General features: G+C 67.7%; 15 protein-coding genes. 5 read left to right on the top strand and 10 right to left on the bottom strand.

From position 1 onward, the window contains the following. The 6 genes from menD to SX243_12135 all read right to left on the bottom strand — a co-directional run. Nucleotides 1-1,447: 2-succinyl-5-enolpyruvyl-6-hydroxy-3-cyclohexene-1-carboxylic-acid synthase (gene menD, locus SX243_12160; protein MDY7093716.1), on the bottom strand; the 1,447-nt coding region annotated here is incomplete at its 3' end. Next, complete coding sequence (locus tag SX243_12155; protein MDY7093715.1) at nt 1,444-2,886, bottom strand: isochorismate synthase; 1,443 nt, start codon at nt 2,884-2,886, stop codon at nt 1,444-1,446. The genes menD and SX243_12155, both read right to left, overlap by 4 nt. Before the next feature lie 32 nt (nt 2,887-2,918). Beyond that, nucleotides 2,919-3,764 carry a bifunctional demethylmenaquinone methyltransferase/2-methoxy-6-polyprenyl-1,4-benzoquinol methylase UbiE gene (gene ubiE / locus SX243_12150; protein ID MDY7093714.1) on the bottom strand — a complete coding sequence of 282 codons (846 nt, stop codon included), beginning with the start codon at nt 3,762-3,764 and terminating at the stop codon, nt 2,919-2,921. Further along, on the bottom strand, nt 3,761-4,975 hold the full coding sequence (locus SX243_12145) for a hydroxymethylglutaryl-CoA reductase, degradative (protein MDY7093713.1): 1,215 nt from the start codon (nt 4,973-4,975) through the stop codon (nt 3,761-3,763). Before SX243_12145 ends, ubiE begins: the two co-directional genes overlap by 4 nt. Before the next feature lie 165 nt (nt 4,976-5,140). Beyond that, nucleotides 5,141-6,169, bottom strand: a complete 1,029-nt coding sequence (locus SX243_12140) for a polyprenyl synthetase family protein (protein MDY7093712.1) — start codon at nt 6,167-6,169, stop codon at nt 5,141-5,143. 47 nt (nt 6,170-6,216) lie between these two features. Next, a complete protein-coding gene (locus tag SX243_12135; protein MDY7093711.1) occupies nt 6,217-6,894 on the bottom strand; it encodes a hypothetical protein in 678 nt (225 codons plus the stop codon). A gap of 295 nt (nt 6,895-7,189) precedes the next feature. Between SX243_12135 and SX243_12130 the strand changes: the two genes are divergently transcribed. From SX243_12130 to SX243_12110, 5 genes are all read left to right on the top strand, one after another. After that, nucleotides 7,190-9,367, top strand: coding sequence for a M13 family metallopeptidase (locus SX243_12130; protein MDY7093710.1), 2,178 nt, complete (start codon nt 7,190-7,192; stop codon nt 9,365-9,367). 37 nt (nt 9,368-9,404) lie between these two features. Further along, on the top strand, nt 9,405-10,520 hold the full coding sequence (locus tag SX243_12125; protein ID MDY7093709.1) for an aminopeptidase: 1,116 nt from the start codon (nt 9,405-9,407) through the stop codon (nt 10,518-10,520). Nucleotides 10,521-10,704: 184 nt separating this feature from the next. Further along, nucleotides 10,705-11,310, top strand: coding sequence for a DUF937 domain-containing protein (locus tag SX243_12120; protein MDY7093708.1), 606 nt, complete (start codon nt 10,705-10,707; stop codon nt 11,308-11,310). A 167-nt stretch (nt 11,311-11,477) separates the two neighbouring features. Then, nucleotides 11,478-11,984: a peptidoglycan-binding protein LysM gene (gene lysM, locus SX243_12115; protein ID MDY7093707.1), complete on the top strand. Its 507-nt coding sequence runs from the start codon at nt 11,478-11,480 to the stop codon at nt 11,982-11,984. Nucleotides 11,985-12,196: 212 nt separating this feature from the next. Continuing rightward, complete coding sequence (locus SX243_12110) at nt 12,197-13,009, top strand: hypothetical protein (protein ID MDY7093706.1); 813 nt, start codon at nt 12,197-12,199, stop codon at nt 13,007-13,009. Between the two features lie 93 nt (nt 13,010-13,102). Here SX243_12110 and SX243_12105 read toward each other — a convergent pair whose 3' ends face one another. The 4 genes from SX243_12105 to SX243_12090 form a co-directional block, all read right to left on the bottom strand. Further along, nucleotides 13,103-13,852: an exopolysaccharide biosynthesis protein gene (locus tag SX243_12105; GenBank protein MDY7093705.1), complete on the bottom strand. Its 750-nt coding sequence runs from the start codon at nt 13,850-13,852 to the stop codon at nt 13,103-13,105. Between the two features lie 190 nt (nt 13,853-14,042). Beyond that, nucleotides 14,043-14,396 (bottom strand): bacillithiol system redox-active protein YtxJ, encoded by a 354-nt coding sequence (ytxJ, locus tag SX243_12100; protein ID MDY7093704.1) that lies wholly within the window; start codon nt 14,394-14,396, stop codon nt 14,043-14,045. A 102-nt stretch (nt 14,397-14,498) separates the two neighbouring features. Further along, entirely contained in the window at nt 14,499-15,845 is a 1,347-nt protein-coding gene (locus SX243_12095) for a tetratricopeptide repeat protein (GenBank protein ID MDY7093703.1), read from the bottom strand. Then, on the bottom strand, nt 15,845-18,355 hold the full coding sequence (locus SX243_12090; protein ID MDY7093702.1) for a SpoIIE family protein phosphatase: 2,511 nt from the start codon (nt 18,353-18,355) through the stop codon (nt 15,845-15,847). Before SX243_12090 ends, SX243_12095 begins: the two co-directional genes overlap by 1 nt. Nucleotides 18,356-18,666: the final 311 nt, after the last annotated feature.

Below are 18,666 nucleotides of genomic sequence, written 5' to 3'. Positions count from 1 at the left end.
CCGGCGGCAGGACGGTGGCGGCGCCGGCGGCGGAGGAGATGAGGCCGTCGATGCCGCTGGTGCCGCGCTGGCTGAGGATGCGCAGAGGCTTGGGGCTCGGCGGGACCCAGCGGTCCACCTGGCGAATGGGCAGGCTGTTGCCGAGGGAGAGGAGCGCGCCCTCCGGCAGGGCCTCCACCAGGCGGCGGGCGGTGGCGCCCTCGCTGAGGGTCTCCTGCTGAGACAGGATCGCCTCCGCCGCGGACCAGGCCGCTGTCTCGGCTCCCTGGAAGCGCTGCAGCCAGGCTTGGCGCTCGCTTCTCAAGGGCTTCGAGGACTCTTCCGCTTTGGGCGTCAGGGCTGCGGTGAGAGCTCCGCAAGCGGTGGCTACCGGCGCGAAGACCAGCCAGCGGGCGGTGTTGATGGCGTCGTTCCAGCCGTAGGGTGCGAGCACGGCGTGGGGGATTTCAGGGTTCGCGGCGAGATAGCGGCCCCAGGTGCCGGAGACCGGTGGCGCTCCGAGCTGCAGGATCAGATCCGGGGCCGGGCCGGCGAGAACCGCTGGGCTGCCGAAGAGCAGGTCGAAGGCGCCGATGGCGGACTCGGGGAGTCCCGGTGCGAAACGCAGCTGGCTGGCGGCTTCCACGAGGATCGGGAAACCGGTGGCGGCGGCGAGGCGGTAGACGGCCTCCCGCGCCGCGCTCTCCTGTAGGGGGGCCGGGCCGCAGAGAATGAGGCCTCGGCGAGCCTGGCGGCAGGCCTCGGCGAGGGGGGCCAGGTCCTCGGGGAACAGCTCGGCGGAGGCGGCCATGGGCTGCGGGGCCGGCTGCTGGAGGAGCTCGTCGACGGCGACGCGCAGGTCCTCTGCGGCGGGAGAGGCGTCAGCTCCAGCGGGCTCGGGCTCCAGCGGCTTCCTGGCCCGGGCGTTGAGGTGCACCGCCCCGGGCTCGGGGTGACGGCTGCGCCACACCGCCTGCACCGCTTTGCGGCGGAGAGCGCGCAGGGCCATGGGGGCGGCGGAGGGCTCGCCGAGCTCGACGAAGGCTGCCGAGTGGTGCCCCAGGAAGCGGGTCTGGTCGACGGTTTGGGGCGCTGTGCAATCCATCAGCTCAAAGGGGCGGTCGGCGGTGAGGAGGAGCATGGGAGTCTGGCTTTGGCGCGCCTCCAGCACCGCCGGCAGGTAGTGGGCGCCGGCACTGCCGGAGGTACACAGGAGCAGGCTCGGCCGGCCGCTGACCTTGGCCTGGCCGAGGGCGAAGAAGGCGGCGGAGCGCTCGTCCACCACGTCGTGACATTGGAGGCCGGGGTGTGCCGCGGCGGCGGCGACGAAGGGAGTGGAACGGGATCCGGGGCTGATCACCACCTGCCGGACGCCGGCGGCGGCGAAGCTGTCGAGGAGCAGGCGCGCCCACTCCGTCAGCAGATTGGAAGGGCCTTGCGGTGGCGCGGAGGAGGAGTCTGCCGTCATTCGCCGACCCCCAGGGCGGCGAGGAGGGAACGCTGTTTGAGGTCGGTCTCCTGGTATTCGAGATGGGGATCGGAGTCGAGCATGATGCCGGCACCGGCGTAGACCAGGGCGCGGTTCCCCGCCAGCAAGCAGGAGCGCAGGGCGACATCGAATTCGCCGTTGCCGGCGGCGTCGAACCAACCCACGGGCCCCGCATACCAACCCCGCGCCTGCAGCTCGTGCTCGGCGATCCAGCGGGTCGCGGCGGCGGCGGGGACGCCGCCCACGGCGGGGGTGGGGTGCAGGAGCTCCACCAGCTTCAGCACGTGGGTGTCCTCCCGCAGCTCTCCCCGGATGGGGGTGTGGAGGTGGAGGAGGTTGCGCAGCTCGCGAATCTGCGGCTCCCGGCTCCAATCCAGCTGGCGGCACAGAGGCTGCAGGCGCCCGATGATGTGCTCCACCACCAGCTGATGTTCCCCCAGATCCTTCTGGCTCTCCAGCAGCCGCCGACCTTGGCGTCGGCCGTTGCCCTCGCCGCTGCCGATGGAACCGGCCAATGCCTCGGTGGCGATGCGGTGCCCCTGGCGGCGGATCAAGCGCTCGGGGGTGGCGCCGAGGAAGGCGAGCCCCGGGCGCTGGAAAGTGAAGCGGCGACAGTGGGGACCGCATTGGCGCAGCCGCATGAGCAGGGAGAGGGGATCCAGAGGCCTGGAGAAGGTGACTTCGGCACGCCGGGCGGCGACGATCTTGCGGAAGTTGCCGGCGGCGATGGCTTCGCGGATGGCCTCCACCTGGCGGTGCCAGACTTCCTCCGGCATCTGCTCCACGGAGACCGGCGAGGCGCCGGTGGCCCAAGCCGCTAGGGCGGTGGCGGGGTCGTCGCCGCTGGTCTCCAGCACTCCGAGGATGCGGCCCAGCTCGCGCACCAGGTCTGCGGGATTCTCCTCGCACCCGGCGGGTAGATTGAGGCTCAGGCTGGCCTGTTCTCCGTCGCTGCGGTAGAGCCAGCGGGGGAGGTCGAAGAAGCCGTCTCCGAAGGGGCTCCAGGAGCCCTGGTCGGCGCTGCCCACGGCGAAGCTCAGACCGCCCAGAAGGCGGGGAGCGGGAGCGGTGGAGTCGGGGTGGTGGAATTCTTCCAGCCGGGCGAAGAGCTCGTTGGAAGCCCGGCGAAGCTTCTGCAGCCGCTGGGCGCCGCGCAGCCGCAGGTGATGACTGCTGCCCAGGCCGGCCATGGCGGCACCTTGAGCCGGCGCCCACAGGACGCCGGTGGAAGGATCGCCGTCGGCGGCGAGAAGCAGCTCCGGCGGCGCCACCGGGGCGGGCACCGAGAGCACCAGGCCGCGGCTGCCGTCGAGGCGGCCAGCGAGGTGCTCGCGGGCGAAGTCCTGCAGCTCCTCGGTGTCGGGGACCTGGGAGGCCAGGGTCGAGGGGCTGTCGACGGCGAGGGCCGAGGTGCTCATGGATCCGCTCATGGGTTCACTGAGGGGGCTGCTCACGAAGCTTCCTCCGCTGATGCTGCTGGCGTGGGCGCTTGCTGCCGGGGCCGCGCTACGAAGAGATGGCAGACGCCGAAAGTCAGGGGTTGAACGGAGACCACCTCCAGGCCGCAATCACCCATCATCCGGGCGAAGTCCCGGGGTGCCGGGAAGGCGGCGATGGAGCGTTCCAGGTAGCGGTACTCCGGGGCGCTGCTGAGCAGGGAGCCGACCCAGGGCACCAGCTTCTGGATGTGGAAGCGGGCGAAGGGGGCGAGCAGCCCGCCCTGGGGCTCGCTGAGCTCGAGGATCGCCACCCGGCCGCCGGGGCGGGTGACCCGCGCCATCTCCCGCAGCGCCGCCGGTCGGTCCGGCACGTTGCGGATGCCGAAGGCGATGGTGACGCCGTCGAAAGAGTCGTCCTCGTAGGGTAGGGAGCGGGCGTCGCCGGTTTCCAGCTCGACCCGTTCTTCGGCGCCAGCCCGGCGCACCTTCTCACGCCCGACTTCGAGCATGCCCTCGGAGGGATCGCTGCCCAGGACCCGGGCGTCGGGATGGCTGCGGGCGATGAGCAATGCCAGATCTGCGGTGCCGGTGGCCAGGTCCAGGACCCGGGCGTCGGCGGGGAGCTCCAGGGCTCCCACGGTGCGCTTGCGCCAGCGCCGGTCCACTCCCAGGGAGAGGACTCGGTTGAGCCGGTCGTAGCGCTCGGCGATGGCGTCGAACATGGCGCCGGAACCGTCCACCGGTCCTCGGGCGCCCGAGGGGGAACCCCCGGAGGAGCCGTTGCCGGCGGAAGGGGAAGGCCCGGAGCTCGATCCACCGCGGCGACCGCCCGTTTCGGGGGCGGTGCATTCCATCATCGGCGCTCGCCCTCGGCCTGGCCGCTGCGGGCCGCTTCGGTCTCGGCCATGAGGGCCGCCTTGCGGTGGTGCAGGCGCATATGACCGCGCTGGATGCCCTCGCCGGCGAGGGCCTTGAGGGCCGCCAGGTTGGAAGCCAGACCGGCGGTGGCGATGACCTCCGCCAGCTCACCGGCGTCGGTGATCTGCATCAGCTCGAAGACCGTGCGGACGCCGGGATGCACCTGGGTGGAGCCGCCGACGGTGCCCACCGCCATGGGCACCTCCAGGGTGCCCTCCAGGCCGTCCTCGGTGGCGCGCCACACCGCCAGCGGCTTGTAGCTGCCGCCGAGGGCGGCGAAGGCGTGGGCGCCGGCCTCGATGGAGCGCCAATCCTGGCCGGTGGCCAGGGCGACGGCGTCGATGCCGTTCATGATGCCTTTGTTGTGGGTGACGGCGCGGAAGGGGTCGAGCTCGGCGAAGCGGCTGGCGCGGGCGATGCCGGCGGCCAGCTCTTCGCCGCCCACCGCCTGGCCGCTGACCCGGGCGGTGACCTTGACGGTACGCCGCAGGGGCAGGTTGGAGAGGATGCGCAGGCCGATGCGGCCGCCGATGAGCTTTTGTACTCGGGGTGCCACCGCCTCGGCGACGGTGTCCACCAGATTGGCGCCCATGGCGTTGCCGACCTCGACATAGAGGTGCACCACCACGATGCCCTCCTCGGCGTCCAACACCCGCACGTCGAGGTCGCGGCAACCGCCGCCCCGGCGCACCATGTTGGGAATGGCCTGGTTGCCGGCGGCCAGAAGATCGTCCCGAGCCGCCATCACCCGCTGCACGGCGTGCTCCGCTTCGGGCACCTCGTCGAGCTGGATCTGGGTGGTCATCACCGACGGGCTCGCCTCGGCGAAGAAGCCGCCGGAGAGGCGCACCAGCCGGGCGGCGTTGGAGGCCGCGGCGACGATGGAGGGCTCTTCCACCGACATGGGCACCAGGACGTCCCGGCCGTTGATGCGGAAGTTCAGCGCCAGCGCCAGGGGCAAGCCGTGGGTGGCGATGACGTTCTCGCTCATGCGGTCCGCCACCTCCAGATCCAGCCGGCCGCCGGTATCCAGGTATTGCTGGGAGGTCTCCGACAGCAGCCCGGTTTCGGAGATCATTTGCAGCCGGCGGTTGACCGGGTGCTTGTAAAAGCCGGAGATTCGGCTGGTGACGCTCTTCTGTTCAGCCATGGGACATCCTCGGGGCGCTGCGCAGAGCGGGCGCCGGGGGTAGACCTCTGGAATTCCGGCGACGGCCGCCGGCATGGGATGGGCGCCGTCGGTATACGGACGCCGGATGTAGGTACGCCAATGAGTGGGCAATCACGATCTTGCCTTGGTCAGTTGGTTGGGTGATCAGTAGGTTCGGTTGACGGTAGCTTCGGCGACCACGCTCAGGGCACGGGTGGCACGGCCTTCCGGCAGCACCTGCAGGCAATCGGCGGCTTCGGCGGCGCGCCGGGAGGCGAGCTCGCGGCAGCTCTCGGAGGCGCCGGTCTCGCGCAGGGCGGTGAGCACCTGCCGGCAGAGCTCGAGGTCCGGCTCGTCCTCCGGTGACCGCCCGGCGATGTTCTCGAGGAGGGGCCGCAGCTCCGGATCCCGCTCCACCGCCAGGATCAGGGGATAGGTCATCTTGCCCTCCTGCAGGTCGGTGAAGAGGGATTTACCGGTCTCGGTCTCGTCGCCGGTGAGGTCCAGGAGGTCGTCGGTGATCTGGAAGGCAATGCCCAGGTGCCGGCCGAAAGTGTCCAGCGCCAGGCATTGCTTCTCTTCCAGCTCGCCGGCCAGGCCGCCGCTGTACATGGCCCAGCGGAAGAGGGCGGCGGTCTTGCCCTCGGCGACCCGGAAGTAGACTTGGCGCCCGCTGTCGAAGCGGCCGCGGTTTTCCAGCTGCAGGGATTCGGCGAAGATCATCTCTTCGATGGTCGCCAGCAGGCTTTCCAGGCGTCCCGGGATGCCGGTGCGGTGCACTCGCCGCAGGGCCTCCACCAGCAGCCAGTCGCCGGCGAAGATGGAGGCGGCGTTGCCGTATTCGGCCCGAGCGGTGACGGAGCCGCGGCGGCTCATGGCCAGGTCCACCACGTCGTCGTGGAGGAGGGTGGCGTTGTGCACCAGCTCCACCGCCACCGCCAGATCCAGAGCCTGGGGGGTGAAGCCGTTGCCGATGCGCGCAGCGAGGGCGACGCACAGGGGCCGCAGGCGCTTGCCGGCGAGGCCCAGCAGGTGCCGGCCGCTGTCGCCCACCAGGGTGGCGGGACGTTCGATCTGAGCCAGGCTTTGCTCGACGGTCTCCAGATCGGTGTGAACAAAGGCGGCGAGGCTCAGCAGCTGGTCCGCCAGGGCGTCCTGGCCGTGACGGCTGGAAACTTCACCCAGGCGGGTCATGAGCTCCGGAGAGCCTGCAGGTCGGAGAGCACCGGATCGCATGGCGGTCATCCTTCGGGTCCGGTGGCGGCGCGGCCGCCGGTGGCGGTGGAAGAGTTGGAACGAGAGGCGGAGGCATCGTCGGGCACGGCCCGCGGTGCGGGAGCAGGCCCCGAGCCCGCGGCCCCGGAAGCGGCAGCCCCTGATGCTGCAGAACGGGCGGTGGTGGCGGCGCGGCCGGCGCCGGCCAGGACTTTGAAACCAAAGCTGCCGACGCTGCCGCCCTTGAGAAAGGCCTCGGCCATGGTGTCGGCCATGGTGACCAGAGCCTCGATGGCCTTCAGCCGTTCGAGGAAGACCTCCGCTTCCGGTGACGAGTCGGCCTTGAGCTCGGGGATCCAATCCGACAGGTGCTCGCGGATGGGATCCCACTCCCGCTGCTTGCGGATTTGCACCACGTTGCGAGTGACCTTTTCCAGATCCGTCTCGGGACGGTAGAATACCCGTCGCGACCCGGGAGTCTTCTCCGGAAAGATCAATCCCCAGTTGCGCAAATCACGGCAGGCCATGCTCACCGCTCCGCGGCTCAGGTCCAGAGCTTTCATGATCTGTTCCGCATCGCCGCCCTCCGGCTGGGACAACAGCCAGCCGAAAACTCGGGCGGTAGTGGGGGAGACGCCCCAAAACGGACCGAGTGCTCCCCAGAGCTGAACGAAGGCCTCGCGGACCTGGGTCACCGTGCTCACGACCGCGGACTATACACGACGAGTTCTGAACTTTCAATTTTTTTTGAAATTTCCTTCCGGGAATCTTTGCATTGCCTCAGTCCCGACGCCCGGAGCCCCCCGGCAGCGGGCACCTCGAGGACTGCTCCGGAGGTGCCCAAGCGTCGCCAAGGAACCCCGGATCCGGCGCTCGATTCGGCCGGAAAGCCCAGCCGGGCTTCGAGACCAGCTCAGCTCGAGACCGGCTCAGCTCAAGACAGGCCCCTAACGACTTCCATCCGAGATCAACCCGTCCAGAACCTGTGGAGACCCCTTCATGAATTCAACACAACGCCCATCCTCGCTGCCGTGTTTCAATCCCTCGGTGTCTTTCTCTTGGGTCTCGCTGGCTGCGCTGCTCTTGGTGGGCCTGCTGGTCGCTTGCTCGCCGCCGTCGTCGCCGGAGGAAGGCTCCGCCGACGAGGCGTCGGGAACCTCCCTGGACCGCGCGGAGATCGCCTCCCGGGTGGCCGATGCCATGGATCGGGAGGCGGATCCCTGCCAGGACTTTTACCGCTACGCCTGCGGCAGCTGGGTCGACAACACCGAGCTGCCGGCGGATCAGGCTCGCTGGTCACGGCTGGGCTCGGTGCTCCAGGAGCGCAACAAGGAGCTGCTCAAGGAGCTGCTGGAGGCCGAGGGCGATGCGGCGGGGCCCGGGACCAAAGCCCGGCGCTTCTACGGCGCCTGCATGGACGAAGAGGCGGTGGAGACCGCCGGCCTGGCGCCGCTACAGCCTTGGCTGGAGCGCTTCGATCAGGTGCAGAATCCCCAGCAGTTGCTCGAGCTCACCGGTGAGCTCCACCGTCTGCAGGTTCCCGTGCTCTTCGAGGCCGGCGTGATCCCGGATTTCGAGGACCCGACGGTCAATGCCCTGTACTACTCCCAGGGCGGCCTGGGGTTGCCGGAGCGCGGCTATTACCTGCGCGAGGATGAGGCCAGCCGCACGCTGCTGGATCAATACCGCCAGCACGTGGCCCGGATGCTCGACCTGCTCGCGGGGCGGGAAGGCCAGACCCCCGCCGAAGGAGAATCCGAGGCGGACGACGAGATCGAGCCCAGCGCCGAGGCCCTGGCCGCCGCCGAGCAGGTGGTGGCCTTGGAGATCCGCCTGGCGGAGGTTTCTCGTCCGGCGGCGGAGATGCGCAACATCGAGGCCCTCTACAACCCCAAGACCATCGCAGAGCTCCAGGCCATGGCCTCCCAGGTGCCCTGGCAGACTTATTGGGACGCCACCGGCTACCAGCCGCCGCCCAACGTCATCGTGGCGGTGCCGGAGTTCTTCGAAACTCTGAGCACGGTAGTGGCGGATACGGAGCCGGAGGTGCTGCGCTCCTATCTGCGCTGGCACCTGATCCACGACCAGGCGGACTTCCTACCCTCGGCGGTGGTGGATGAAAACTTCCGCTTCTTCGGTCGCACTCTCTCCGGTCAGCAAGAGTTGCCGGTGCGCTGGAAGCGTTGCGTCGAAGCCACCGACCAGGCCCTCGGCGAGGATCTGGGCCAGCTCTACGTCGAGCACTACTTTCCCGGCGATAGCAAGCAGATCGCCGAGGGCATGATCCAGGGCATCGAGGAGGCCTTCGTCGAGAGCCTCCCGCAGCTCGCCTGGATGGATGAGACCACCCGCCAGCGGGCGCAGGAGAAGGCGGCGGCGATCCAGGAGAAGATCGGCTATCCCGACGAGTGGCGGGACTATTCCGCCCTCACCGTCTCCGCCGACGGTTTTCTGGCCAACGCCCAGGCGGCCCGGGTCTTCGAGTACGACCGGGTGCTGAGCAAGGCCGGTGGTCCGGTGGATCGCGGTGAGTGGTTCATGAGCCCGCCGACGGTCAACGCCTACTACAACGCGCTGCTCAACGAGATCGTCTTTCCGGCGGGGATCCTGCAGCCCGACGCCTTCCATCGGGATTTCCCCATGGCGATGAACTTCGGCGGCATCGGCGCGGTGATGGGCCATGAGCTGACCCACGGCTTCGACGACTCGGGGCGCAAATTCGACGCCCAGGGCCGGTTGCGGGAGTGGTGGCAGCCGGAGGTTTCCGAGCGCTTTGACGAGCGCGCCCAATGCGTCCAGGACCTCTACAGCAGCTACGAAGTGGAGCCCGGCTTGAACCTCGACGGCAAGCTCACCCTGGGCGAGAACATCGCCGATCTGGGCGGCGTCAAGGAAGCCCACCGGGCCTATCGGGCGTGGCGGGAAGCCCAGACGGAGGAGCCGGAACCGCTCATCGAAGGGCTCACCGACGAGCAGCTCTTCTTCGTTGCCTACGGCCAGGTGTGGTGCGCCGTGGCGTCGCCGGAGTATCTGCGCCTCCAGGCCCGCACCGACCCCCACTCGACGCCGCGCTACCGCGTGGTGGGGCCGGTCTCCAACCTGCCGGCCTTCGGCGAGGCCTTCGACTGTCCCGTGGGCTCGCCCATGCGGCCGGAGAAGGTCTGCGAGGTCTGGTGAACCCCCTTTCTAATCACCCCAAGGACGAGGAAACTCCATGACCGATACACGCTATGACGCCCTGGCCCAGGTGCTGGTGCACCACTCCTGCGGCCTGCAGCCGGGGGAGAAGGCTCTCATCGACGCCAACGACATCCCGGCGCCCTTCGTCAACACCCTGATCCGTACCGTCGCCGAGGCCGGTGGCCATCCGGTGGTGCAGCTCAAGTCGACCCGCATTCAGCGTCAGCTCCTGCACCACGCCACTCCCGAGCAATTGGAGGTGATGGCCGCCACCGAGCTCGCCACCATGTCGCGGGTGGACGCCTACATCGGCGTGCGGGGCAACGACAACGTCTCCGACCTCAGCGACGTGCCGACGGAACGCATGAAGCTCTACGAAGAGAAGGTCTTCAAGCCCGTGCACATGGAGGTGCGGGTGCCCAAGACCCGCTGGGTGGTGTTGCGCTGGCCGTCGCCCTCCATGGCCCAGCTGGCGGAGATGCCCACCGACGCCTTCGAGGACTTCTTCTTCCGCGTCTGCACCATGGACTACGGCCGCATGGCGGAGGCCATGGAGCCCCTGCGGGAGCTCATGGACCGCACCGACCGGGTGCGGCTGGTGGCGCCGGGGACCGATCTGCGCTTCAGCATCCAGGATATTCCCACCATCTGTTGCAGCGGTCAGCGCAACATCCCCGATGGCGAGGTGTTCACCGCGCCGGTGCGGGACAGCGTCGAGGGCACCATCCAATACAACACCACCACCATCTACCGCGGCGTCACCCATGACGACGTGCGGCTGGACTTCCGCGACGGCAAGGTGGTGGACGCTCACAGCTCCCAGCCGGAGCACCTGGAGAGCATCCTCGACTCCGACGAGGGGGCTCGCTACGTCGGCGAATTCGCCATCGGCGTCAACCCTCACATCACCCAGCCGATGAAGGACATCCTCTTCGACGAGAAGATCGGTGGCAGCATCCACTTCACCCCTGGCGCCGCCTACGAGGAGGCCTTCAATGGCAACCGCAGCCAGATCCACTGGGACATGGTCCTGCGCATGGATCCGGATCAGGGCGGCGGTGAGATCTGGTTCGACGACCAGCTGGTGCGCAAGGACGGCCTCTTCGTGCCCGACGCGCTGCAGCCGTTGAACCCTGAGAATCTGATCTGATCTCTCCGTTCAGGGAGCTGAACCGTTCGGTCTTGGAGCCCGGCGGTTGCGGTACTGTACGCAGTAGAGACACTGTTACTGCAGACTTCGCGCCGTCCGTCGCCGAGTTTCGGGGCTTCGCCGGCCGCGATACCGATCCGTTCGCCTGCCCTCGGGGGCGAACGCCCAACCAGGGAGACTCATCATGAACGCTTCACTCTTGGAAATGCTGGGCCGGCAGCTCAGCGGTCAGCAGGTCCAGCAACTCGGCCAGGCCATCGGCGCCGACCCGGACACCACCTCCAAAGCGATCTCCGCCGCGCTGCCCATGCTCATGGGAGCCCTGGCCAAAAACGCTTCCCAGCCTGACGGCGCAGCGTCCCTGGCCGGCGCCCTGGAGCGGGACCACGACGGCAGCCTGCTGGACAACCTCGGCGGCTTCCTCGGTCAGGCCTCCACCGGTCCCGGCAACGACATCCTGCGCCACGTGCTGGGCAGCCAGCGGCCGGTGGCGGAGGAAGGGGTGAGCCAGGCCAGCGGGCTCGACATGAGCTCCGTGGCCAAGCTCCTGCCGTTGCTGGCCCCCATCGTCCTGGCGGCCTTGGGGAAGACCCAGCGCCAGCAAGGGCTGGACATCGGCTCGCTGGCCCAGCTCTTGCAGCAGGAAAAGCAGGTAGCCCGACGGGCTGCTCCCAGCGGAGCCGGCGGTCTGCTGTCCCAGTTCCTCGACAGTGACGGCGACGGCGAGATCGGCGACGACGTGGCCCGCATGGGCGCCGACCTGCTGGGCAAGTGGCTTAAGGGCCGCTGAGCATCCTGCGATCCCGCCGGCGGGACATTCGGGTGGCTCGGCAGCTCCAGGTTTGAACTGTCGATTTGACCAAGACGACCGGCGGATTCGATAGGATTTACAAAAGCAGATGTTTCGAGGGCCCCCCAAGGGTCCCATTTACACACCGAATACGAAGGAGGACCCCCATGGGCCTAATCGATTTTGTCAAGAGTGCCGGAGAGAAGATCTTCGGAGGGGATGATGAACCGAAGGTGGAGAAGGGCACCGCCAACGATCCGGAAGCGGTCGCCAAGGCGCAGGCCCTCTTCGACCGCACCCGCGCGGCCCGCATCGCCGAGGTGATCCAGAAGGCCGGCTTCGAGGTACAGGAGCTGGCGGTGAAGGTGAAGGACGGCGTCGTTACCCTTCAGGGCAAGGTGCCGAGCCAGGAGGAGCGGGAGAAGGTCGTCCTGGTGGCGGGCAACAACCGCGGCATCAGCCGGGTCGACGACCAGCTGGAAGTCGAGGCTCCGGAGCCCGAGGCCACCTTCTACACCGTGCAGTCCGGCGACACTCTGTCCAAGATCGCCAAGGAGCAGTACGGCAACGCCATGAAGTACCCGGTGATCTTCGAGGCCAACCGCCCCATGCTCAGCGATCCGGACAAGATCTACCCCGGCCAGGTGCTGCGCATCCCGCCCCTGGAGAACTGATCTCCTTCTTTCAGTCCTGAACCCTTCGACGCCCCGGTTTCCGCCGGGGCGTCGGTGGTTTTGGGGATGGCATTTCTGGGGATGGCATTTCGGCATCGCGGGCTGTCGAGGGGGATTTCCCCAGGGCCTCGTCACCGGGAGCGCAGCTGCGGGAACTAGGCTTTAGGAATAGTCCGTCTCATCCCAGCGCTCCGGCCGGATAGGAGGTCACCATGCCGACGATGCCCGATCCAGTGCAGCACAACCAGCGGCGCAAGCTGCTCAAATTCTTCGAACCCTCGCTGAAGCAGCATCCCGAGTGGCCGGTGATCGTGAGCGAAGGCGATTCCTGGTTCTCCTTCCCGATCCACGCCAACCTCATCGACCACTTGGATGAGATGGCCCAGCGGCGGATCAACCTACTGCGCCTGGAGAGCAGCGGGGACAAGGCGCTGCAAATCATCGGCGGCAAGCAGAAGGCCAAGTTGGCGAAATATCTGAAGCGCTATCCGGTGCAGGCGCTGCTCTTCAGCGGCGGCGGCAACGACGTCGTAGGGCGGGATCTCTTGCCGCTGTTGAATCAGCGGGAAACGGGAATGACTTGGCGCCAGTGCATCAACGAGGAAACCACCCAAGCTCGGTTCAGCGCCATCCGCAGCACCTATCTCGATCTCGTCCATCTGCGAAACGAGAACAAATCGCAGTGCCGCCTCTACATCCACAGCTACGACTGGGCCATCCCCTCGGGCCGCACCGCCGGAACCTTCTGGGGCCTGCGGGTAGGACCGTGGATGAAGCCCTATCTCGAGCAAAAGGGGATCGAGGAGCCTACGGACCAGGGCCACATCATCCGCTTCCTCCTCGCCACCTTCCACGAGATGCTCGAGGAGATCGCCGAGAAACCCGGCGTCGTCCTCGTCCCCACCCATGGAACCCTCGAAGAATCCGACTGGAACGACGAGCTCCACCCGACCCGTCGAGGCTTCGAGAAGCTCGCGGAGAAGTTCCGGGCGGAGCTACGCAAGCAGTTCCCGGGGACGTTTTGAATCGGTTGATAGCTTGCTGAGGCTCAATCCGTCGTTTCAGTAGCGGCTTTCGTCGGGTCCGGGGCGAAGGGTTTGGGGAAAAGGAAGGTCAGGTCACGCGCCCCGAATCAGCTCCAACAACCCCCGGGTTCCCCCTTCCAGCGCCTCCAGCCCGTATTTGGACCCGAAATAGAGCGCTGCGATGGCGATGGCGCCGGCTAGGGGGGCGAGGAGGATGCCGGCGAGTTGGAGCAGACCGTCTTCTTCCAGCATGCCGCAGGCGATGAGGAAGATGACGAAGCTGGGGGCGGTGTTGGTGAGGGGGATGGGCAGGCACATGAAGGCCGCCATGAGCACGATGATCACCCCTAGCACCGAGTGGATGGCGCGGCTGCGGGCGAGGCGGGGGAGCCGGGGGCGGATCAGGAATTCCGCCACCCGCAGGGGCATGGAGGCGCCGGCGACGGTGCCGGCGAGGAAGCTGTAGCGGATCATCCGGCGGCGGAACCGCTGGGGCAGGGTAGGCTGGCGGCGGCCGACGATCATCTGGGCGCCAAGGCCGATCATCATCAGGCCGAAGGGAGTCGCGTAGCCCGGGGCTGGCACCGGCAAGGCGGCGGGGAGGGCCAGCAGCGCCAGCAGCAGGCCGAAGCCGCGCTCTCCGATGCGGTCGACGACCTCTCCCAAGGTGGTGTCTCGGGAGTCGAGGGTCTCCAGCAGCTGGTCCAGCTCCTCGGACAACTGCCGGTGGCCGGTGCCGTCGGGGAGCTCGACAGCGCCGGGGGGCAAGTCCGGGCTGCCAGCCCCTTCCGGGGTAGGAGTCTGTTCCACGTCGGGGGAAGAATCGGGGGTGGAATGAGTCATGGAGACAAATCCTCGCCGCTGGGCGGCCATCTCGGAGGGAAGAGAAACCGTGGAGTGAAGCGCCAAGAGCCCAGGGGCGCTGAAGCCGGGGCGTGGCGGAAGGTCCTCGTAGCGGCGGCCTGACCCTCGAAGCTGGGAGGGCGTCAGCTGCCGGGCCGTCCGCGCAGGGAGTTGCCGTCGGTACCCGGCCTCAATTCTGGGACAGATTCTCCTGCAGGGACTGCTCGGTAATGGCTCCGTGGGACGCGTCCCATACCGCTTCTTGGTTGCGCACCAGGATCGCCTGGGGCGATTCGTGACGCACCGACAGGCGGTTGGCGGCCTCGTTGGAGACACCTCGGGCCTGTTGCACCGTCACCAGATGGTAGTCCACGTCCGATGCCGGGGAATGATCGAGATAGCTCTGGAAGTGGCGATAGGCGGTGGCGCTGATGGGGCAGGTGAGGCTGTGCTTGAAGATCAGCTGGGCTCGTTGGCGGCTCTGCTCGAGGAGCTCGTCGAGCTCTTCGATGCTGGCCAGCTGGTGCAGCTGGGATGGACTCATGATGGTTCTCCGTTATGGAATCAAGGGCCGGGACCGGCCCCGAGTTGTCAGAATTCCGAGGATACCACCGCGGGCGATCGGCGTCAGCCGGGGCGAGGCTTGCTAGCCGGGGCGAGGCAGGCCGAGCAGGGGCTCTAGCTCCGGGATGCGGGGATTGATGGCGGTCATGGAATTCCACACCCGGCGGGCAGCGTCTTCGTCACCGGCGCGCTCCAGGACCTGGGCGAGGACCAGGCGATTGACCAGGGTGATCTGACCGCTCTCCAGGTTCTCCACTCCGAGCAAGTCTTCGACCGCCTGGAGCTTCTCGAGGGCTCCGTCCAGGTCGCCTTCGTAGGCCAGGCGATAGCCCTGCAGGTGGGACAGGAGGGCCTGATCCTGGCTCTCGCGCATCTCCTTGGTTAGGGATTCAGCGAGCATCTCTCCCATCCCCTGCTCGAGGGCCAGAGCCTGGTCTCGCCGTCCGTCGGCGAGGAGCTGGCGCTGGTGGAGTGCCAGCGGGAGGTACCAATAATGACAGTCGTTGTCGGGATCCGTGGAACCGGCATCGGCTGGTGGTGGTCTGTTCTCCAGGCTGGTTTGCAAGAGCTCGATGAGGCAGTTGCCTCGTTTCAGCAGACCCGGTGGAAAATCGGGAACCTCTCGGAGTCGGCGGACGGTGTCCCGGGCCAGGTCCAGGTCTTGGTCGAGGAGGGAGAGGCGCAGCAGGCTGTTGAAGGCGGGGAGAAAGTCCGGGCGCAGCTCCAGGGCCTTTTGAAGCTCGTCCTCGGCCTCCTGGTAGCGCCCTCGAAGGGCCATCAGCTCGGCCAGGGAGTCGTGGGGGTTGGCCTGATCCGGAGCGACGAATTGGAAGGTGCGGAAGCGATTCTCCGCTTCTTGGAAGTCGCCCCGGCGCATGGCCAGATAGCCGAGCATATTCTGGGCGTTGACCCAGTTGGGCTCGGTCTCCACCAGCCGCTGGTAGAGCTCCTCGGCTTGCTCGAAGTCGCCGGTGAACATGGCGACTCCGCCGCGGATGTGCAAACCGAAGGGATCTTCGGGATGATCCTCGTTGAAGGCTTCCACCAGCCGCCGGGCCTGCGGCCGCTGCCCGTCTTCCATCGCCAGGTTGTATTCCACCAGAAAGCGTTCCCGGTCGGAGAGGGCTTCGAGGTCTGCCTGGCGGGCTGCGTCTACCAGCTCCCGGCGTCGCTCGTTGGCGAAGGGCAGCATGCGCGCCAGCATCAGCCGGGGGACGACCCACTGGGGGTCGGCTTCGACGGCCCGTTCGTAGAGCTCCGCAGCCTCGGAATGGTAGAGCTTGGTGTAGGCCTCCCAGCCCTGTTCGAGGGCGATGCGGGCCTTCTCCGAGTCGGTGGTCCAGGGGTTGGACTCGGCATTCTGCCACCAAGCGATACCGACGGCGGTGAGGCCGATGACGAGGACGGTGGCGAGCAAGGATCTGGACATCACGGGTTCTCCGGGCGGCGGGTCACCGCCAACAGGGTCAGGTCGTCATACGCGGGGCGTCCGGCGGCAAAGCGGTCGAGGGCGGCGAGGACGGACTGCACCGCCTGCTCCGGCGTCCCTGGAGCCTCGGCGAGGACTTGCCGCAGGCGTTCTTCACCGAAGAATTCACCTTCCGGCGACTGGCATTCGATCACCCCGTCGGAGTAGGCCAGGAGCAGCTCTCCGGCCTCCAGGGGTGTTTCCAGCAGCTGGTAGTCGCCGTCCTGGAAGGCCCCCAGGGGGAGGCGGTGGTTTGGGGGCGCCAGCTCGTCCACGGCGCCGTCCCGACGGCGCAGCAACGGCGGCGGTTGTCCCGCCAGGGTGTAGCGCAGCCCGCCGCCGTTGGCCGAGCCCTCCAGATACCCCAGGGCCACGAAGCTGCGCCGGCCGATGCTGTACAGACGGCGGTTGGCGAGGCTCAACAGGCGTTCCGGATCGCGGTGGGTCATGGCCAGGGAGTGGAGCACCTCGTGGGCCGCCATCATCATCAACGCCCCGGGGATGGATTTGCCCGAGACGTCGCCGTAGACCACCGCTCCGGAGGCTTCGCTGGAGCCCGGCAGCTGGGCGAAGAAGTCTCCGCCGACATCCCGGGCAGGGCGGCAGACGGCGGCGATGGCCCAGCCGTCGGTGAGGTGCACGGTCTCCGGAAGCAGCGAGCTCTGGATTCCCGAGGCGATGGCGAGCTCCCGCTCGAGCTCCGCCTGGCGGGTGCGCTCATCCAGCAGACGGGCGTTCTCCAGGGCGATGGCGGCCTGGGCGAGGACGCCGGCGAGGAGCTTGAGCTCCATCTTCTCGTAGGCCAGCTGGCCCCGCTTGCTCGACAGCAGGACCATCCCCACCCGGCGCCGCGGCGAGGCCAGATCGCCCAAGACTTCCACCTCGTCCAGCCGCAGCCGCTGCACCAGCCGCGCTAGCTCCGGCGAGCTCTGAGCCGGTGCCTCCAAATCGCGCAACTCCGTCAGCACCCGCCGCCGCCGCCCCAGGTGTGCCTCCAGCTCCGGCAGCAGGGGCAGGGTCGGGGGTAGGAAAGACGGGCCGGCGGTGCGTTCCAGCTGGCCTTCCTTTACCAGATAGAGGGCGGCGAAGTGCAGGCCGAGGGTCTGAGGCAGGGTGTCCACCAGATTACGCACCACCGACTCCTGATCCATCTCGGCGGTGAGTTTTTCGCCCATCTCCAACATGGTGGTCTGGAGCTGGGTACGCTGGGAGAAGAAGAAGCGATCGATGGGGCCTTGGATGCGGCGCCGCAGGGGCTCGAAGAGAAAGATGATGGCGAGGGCGAAGACCAGCGGGAAGAACGGCGAGGCGGCCAGCTCGGTGCCGGTGAACCAGCTGTTGAAGAAACCGATGCCCAGGGCGTAGAGGCCGGTGACGACGGCGGTGGTGGCGGTGTAGAGCAGGCCCTTGTGCAAGATCACCCGGATGTCCAGCAGCTGGAAGCGGACGATGGCGTAGGCGAAGGTGAGGGGCACCAGACCCAGGGGGATGATGCCCCAGAAGAGAAAGCGCTCGCTGTGCAGTAGCGACGGCACCGCCACCGCCAGCACCAGGAACGGCACCAGCCCGAAGAGGGCGCCGGCGAAGACCAGCGCCGCGCCCCGCCGCTGCCGTGGGTCGTCGAGGCCCTGGGAGCTCACCGCCAGGATCACCAGCCCCAGGAGCATATAGAAGGCCAGCACCCACCAGTTGATGATCGGAGCGCCGCTGATCAGGGGCAGCGACTCGCCGGTGGCGCGGGCGATGCTGTAGCGCACCGCCAGCACTCCCGCCGGCATCAAGTAGATGACCCACAAGAGGGCGTACCAGGCCTTGATCCCGCGCTCCGAAAGCCAGCGTTGGAGCTTTGGTACGGGGCGGGGAAAAATCAGGAAGAAATGCAGGAAGGCCGCCGGCAACAGCAAGAGCGCCGCGGTGCCGGTGCTCAGCACCAAGGTGTCGACGTTGCTGTAGGAGGCAGGCCGCAGCCGGCAAACCAGGAAGATGAGGAAGAGGTTGCAGACCACGAAGAAGACCCGCGCCGCCCGCTGATGGGGCTGGCGCAGGAGCACGAAGAGGCCGACGAAGAGAAAGCTGAAGCCGAGCACCACGGCATAGGCGTAGGACGGCTTGATCACCCGCCGCTCGCCGAGCTCCACCAGGCGTTCTTCCTGATAGCCGGAGGAGGTGAGGATCAAGTAGCTCACCAGATCGCCGCTGTCGAAACGCGACAGCAGCCGGGTGGCGTGGCGGCGATCCTCGATGATGTTGTGGGCGATGCCGACGATGCGGTCCTCCGGCTCGATGCCCGCCCGTTCGGCGCCGGAGCCGGGGGCCACCTCCAGCACCCGGAACTCCCCGGGGGCATCCGGATCCAAGACCACTCCGTCGAAGGGGTGGGGCAGGAGCATGTCGACGATGGAGAGCACCGCGATGGCGAAGAGCACAAAGCTCAAGGCGAGCAGGGCTTTCGCGGTTGTAGGCAGGCGCACGACCATCCCCCGATTGTACTGAGAGCGAGTGAGGAAAGCTCGCGGTCCGCGCCGGGAGGTCTCCGTTCCACCACCGGTGGAAGAGCTGGGACGAAACCAAGCGGGTAACCGACGGTGCGGCGCGTGCGATGACCGGCTTTATCTCCACAGCTTCACAGTACGTTCCCCGAAAGTCAAAGTTCTCGCCGCCCACGGCGTGAGCGTTGTGCAAGGGCTCTATTGACTTTGGCGAGAAAGCGAAAGGAATCCCCTCACGAAATGCTGCAGAACGGGCCGGGGCGGGAGCCACCCGGCCCTGCGCCGATGGCTCC

It is taken from the genome of Acidobacteriota bacterium, from assembly GCA_034211275.1.
Taxonomy (GTDB): domain Bacteria; phylum Acidobacteriota; class Thermoanaerobaculia; order Multivoradales; family JAHZIX01; genus JAGQSE01.
The sequence above is the reverse complement of the archived record's forward strand: the minus strand, read 5'-3'. Positions and strand labels throughout refer to the sequence as shown.

What these genes read in the sequence shown, in the direction of transcription:
- SX243_12155 (MDY7093715.1), bottom strand. Translation starts at nt 2,886, where the DNA reads ATGAGCACCTCGGCCCTCGCCGTCGACAGCCCCTCGACCCTGGCCTCC.
- ubiE (MDY7093714.1), bottom strand. Translation starts at nt 3,764, where the DNA reads ATGATGGAATGCACCGCCCCCGAAACGGGCGGTCGCCGCGGTGGATCG.
- SX243_12145 (MDY7093713.1), bottom strand. Translation starts at nt 4,975, where the DNA reads ATGGCTGAACAGAAGAGCGTCACCAGCCGAATCTCCGGCTTTTACAAG.
- SX243_12140 (MDY7093712.1), bottom strand. Translation starts at nt 6,169, where the DNA reads ATGACCCGCCTGGGTGAAGTTTCCAGCCGTCACGGCCAGGACGCCCTG.
- SX243_12130 (MDY7093710.1), top strand. Translation starts at nt 7,190, where the DNA reads ATGAATTCAACACAACGCCCATCCTCGCTGCCGTGTTTCAATCCCTCG.
- SX243_12125 (MDY7093709.1), top strand. Translation starts at nt 9,405, where the DNA reads ATGACCGATACACGCTATGACGCCCTGGCCCAGGTGCTGGTGCACCAC.
- SX243_12120 (MDY7093708.1), top strand. Translation starts at nt 10,705, where the DNA reads ATGAACGCTTCACTCTTGGAAATGCTGGGCCGGCAGCTCAGCGGTCAG.
- lysM (MDY7093707.1), top strand. Translation starts at nt 11,478, where the DNA reads ATGGGCCTAATCGATTTTGTCAAGAGTGCCGGAGAGAAGATCTTCGGA.
- SX243_12110 (MDY7093706.1), top strand. Translation starts at nt 12,197, where the DNA reads ATGCCGACGATGCCCGATCCAGTGCAGCACAACCAGCGGCGCAAGCTG.
- SX243_12105 (MDY7093705.1), bottom strand. Translation starts at nt 13,852, where the DNA reads ATGACTCATTCCACCCCCGATTCTTCCCCCGACGTGGAACAGACTCCT.
- ytxJ (MDY7093704.1), bottom strand. Translation starts at nt 14,396, where the DNA reads ATGAGTCCATCCCAGCTGCACCAGCTGGCCAGCATCGAAGAGCTCGAC.
- SX243_12095 (MDY7093703.1), bottom strand. Translation starts at nt 15,845, where the DNA reads ATGTCCAGATCCTTGCTCGCCACCGTCCTCGTCATCGGCCTCACCGCC.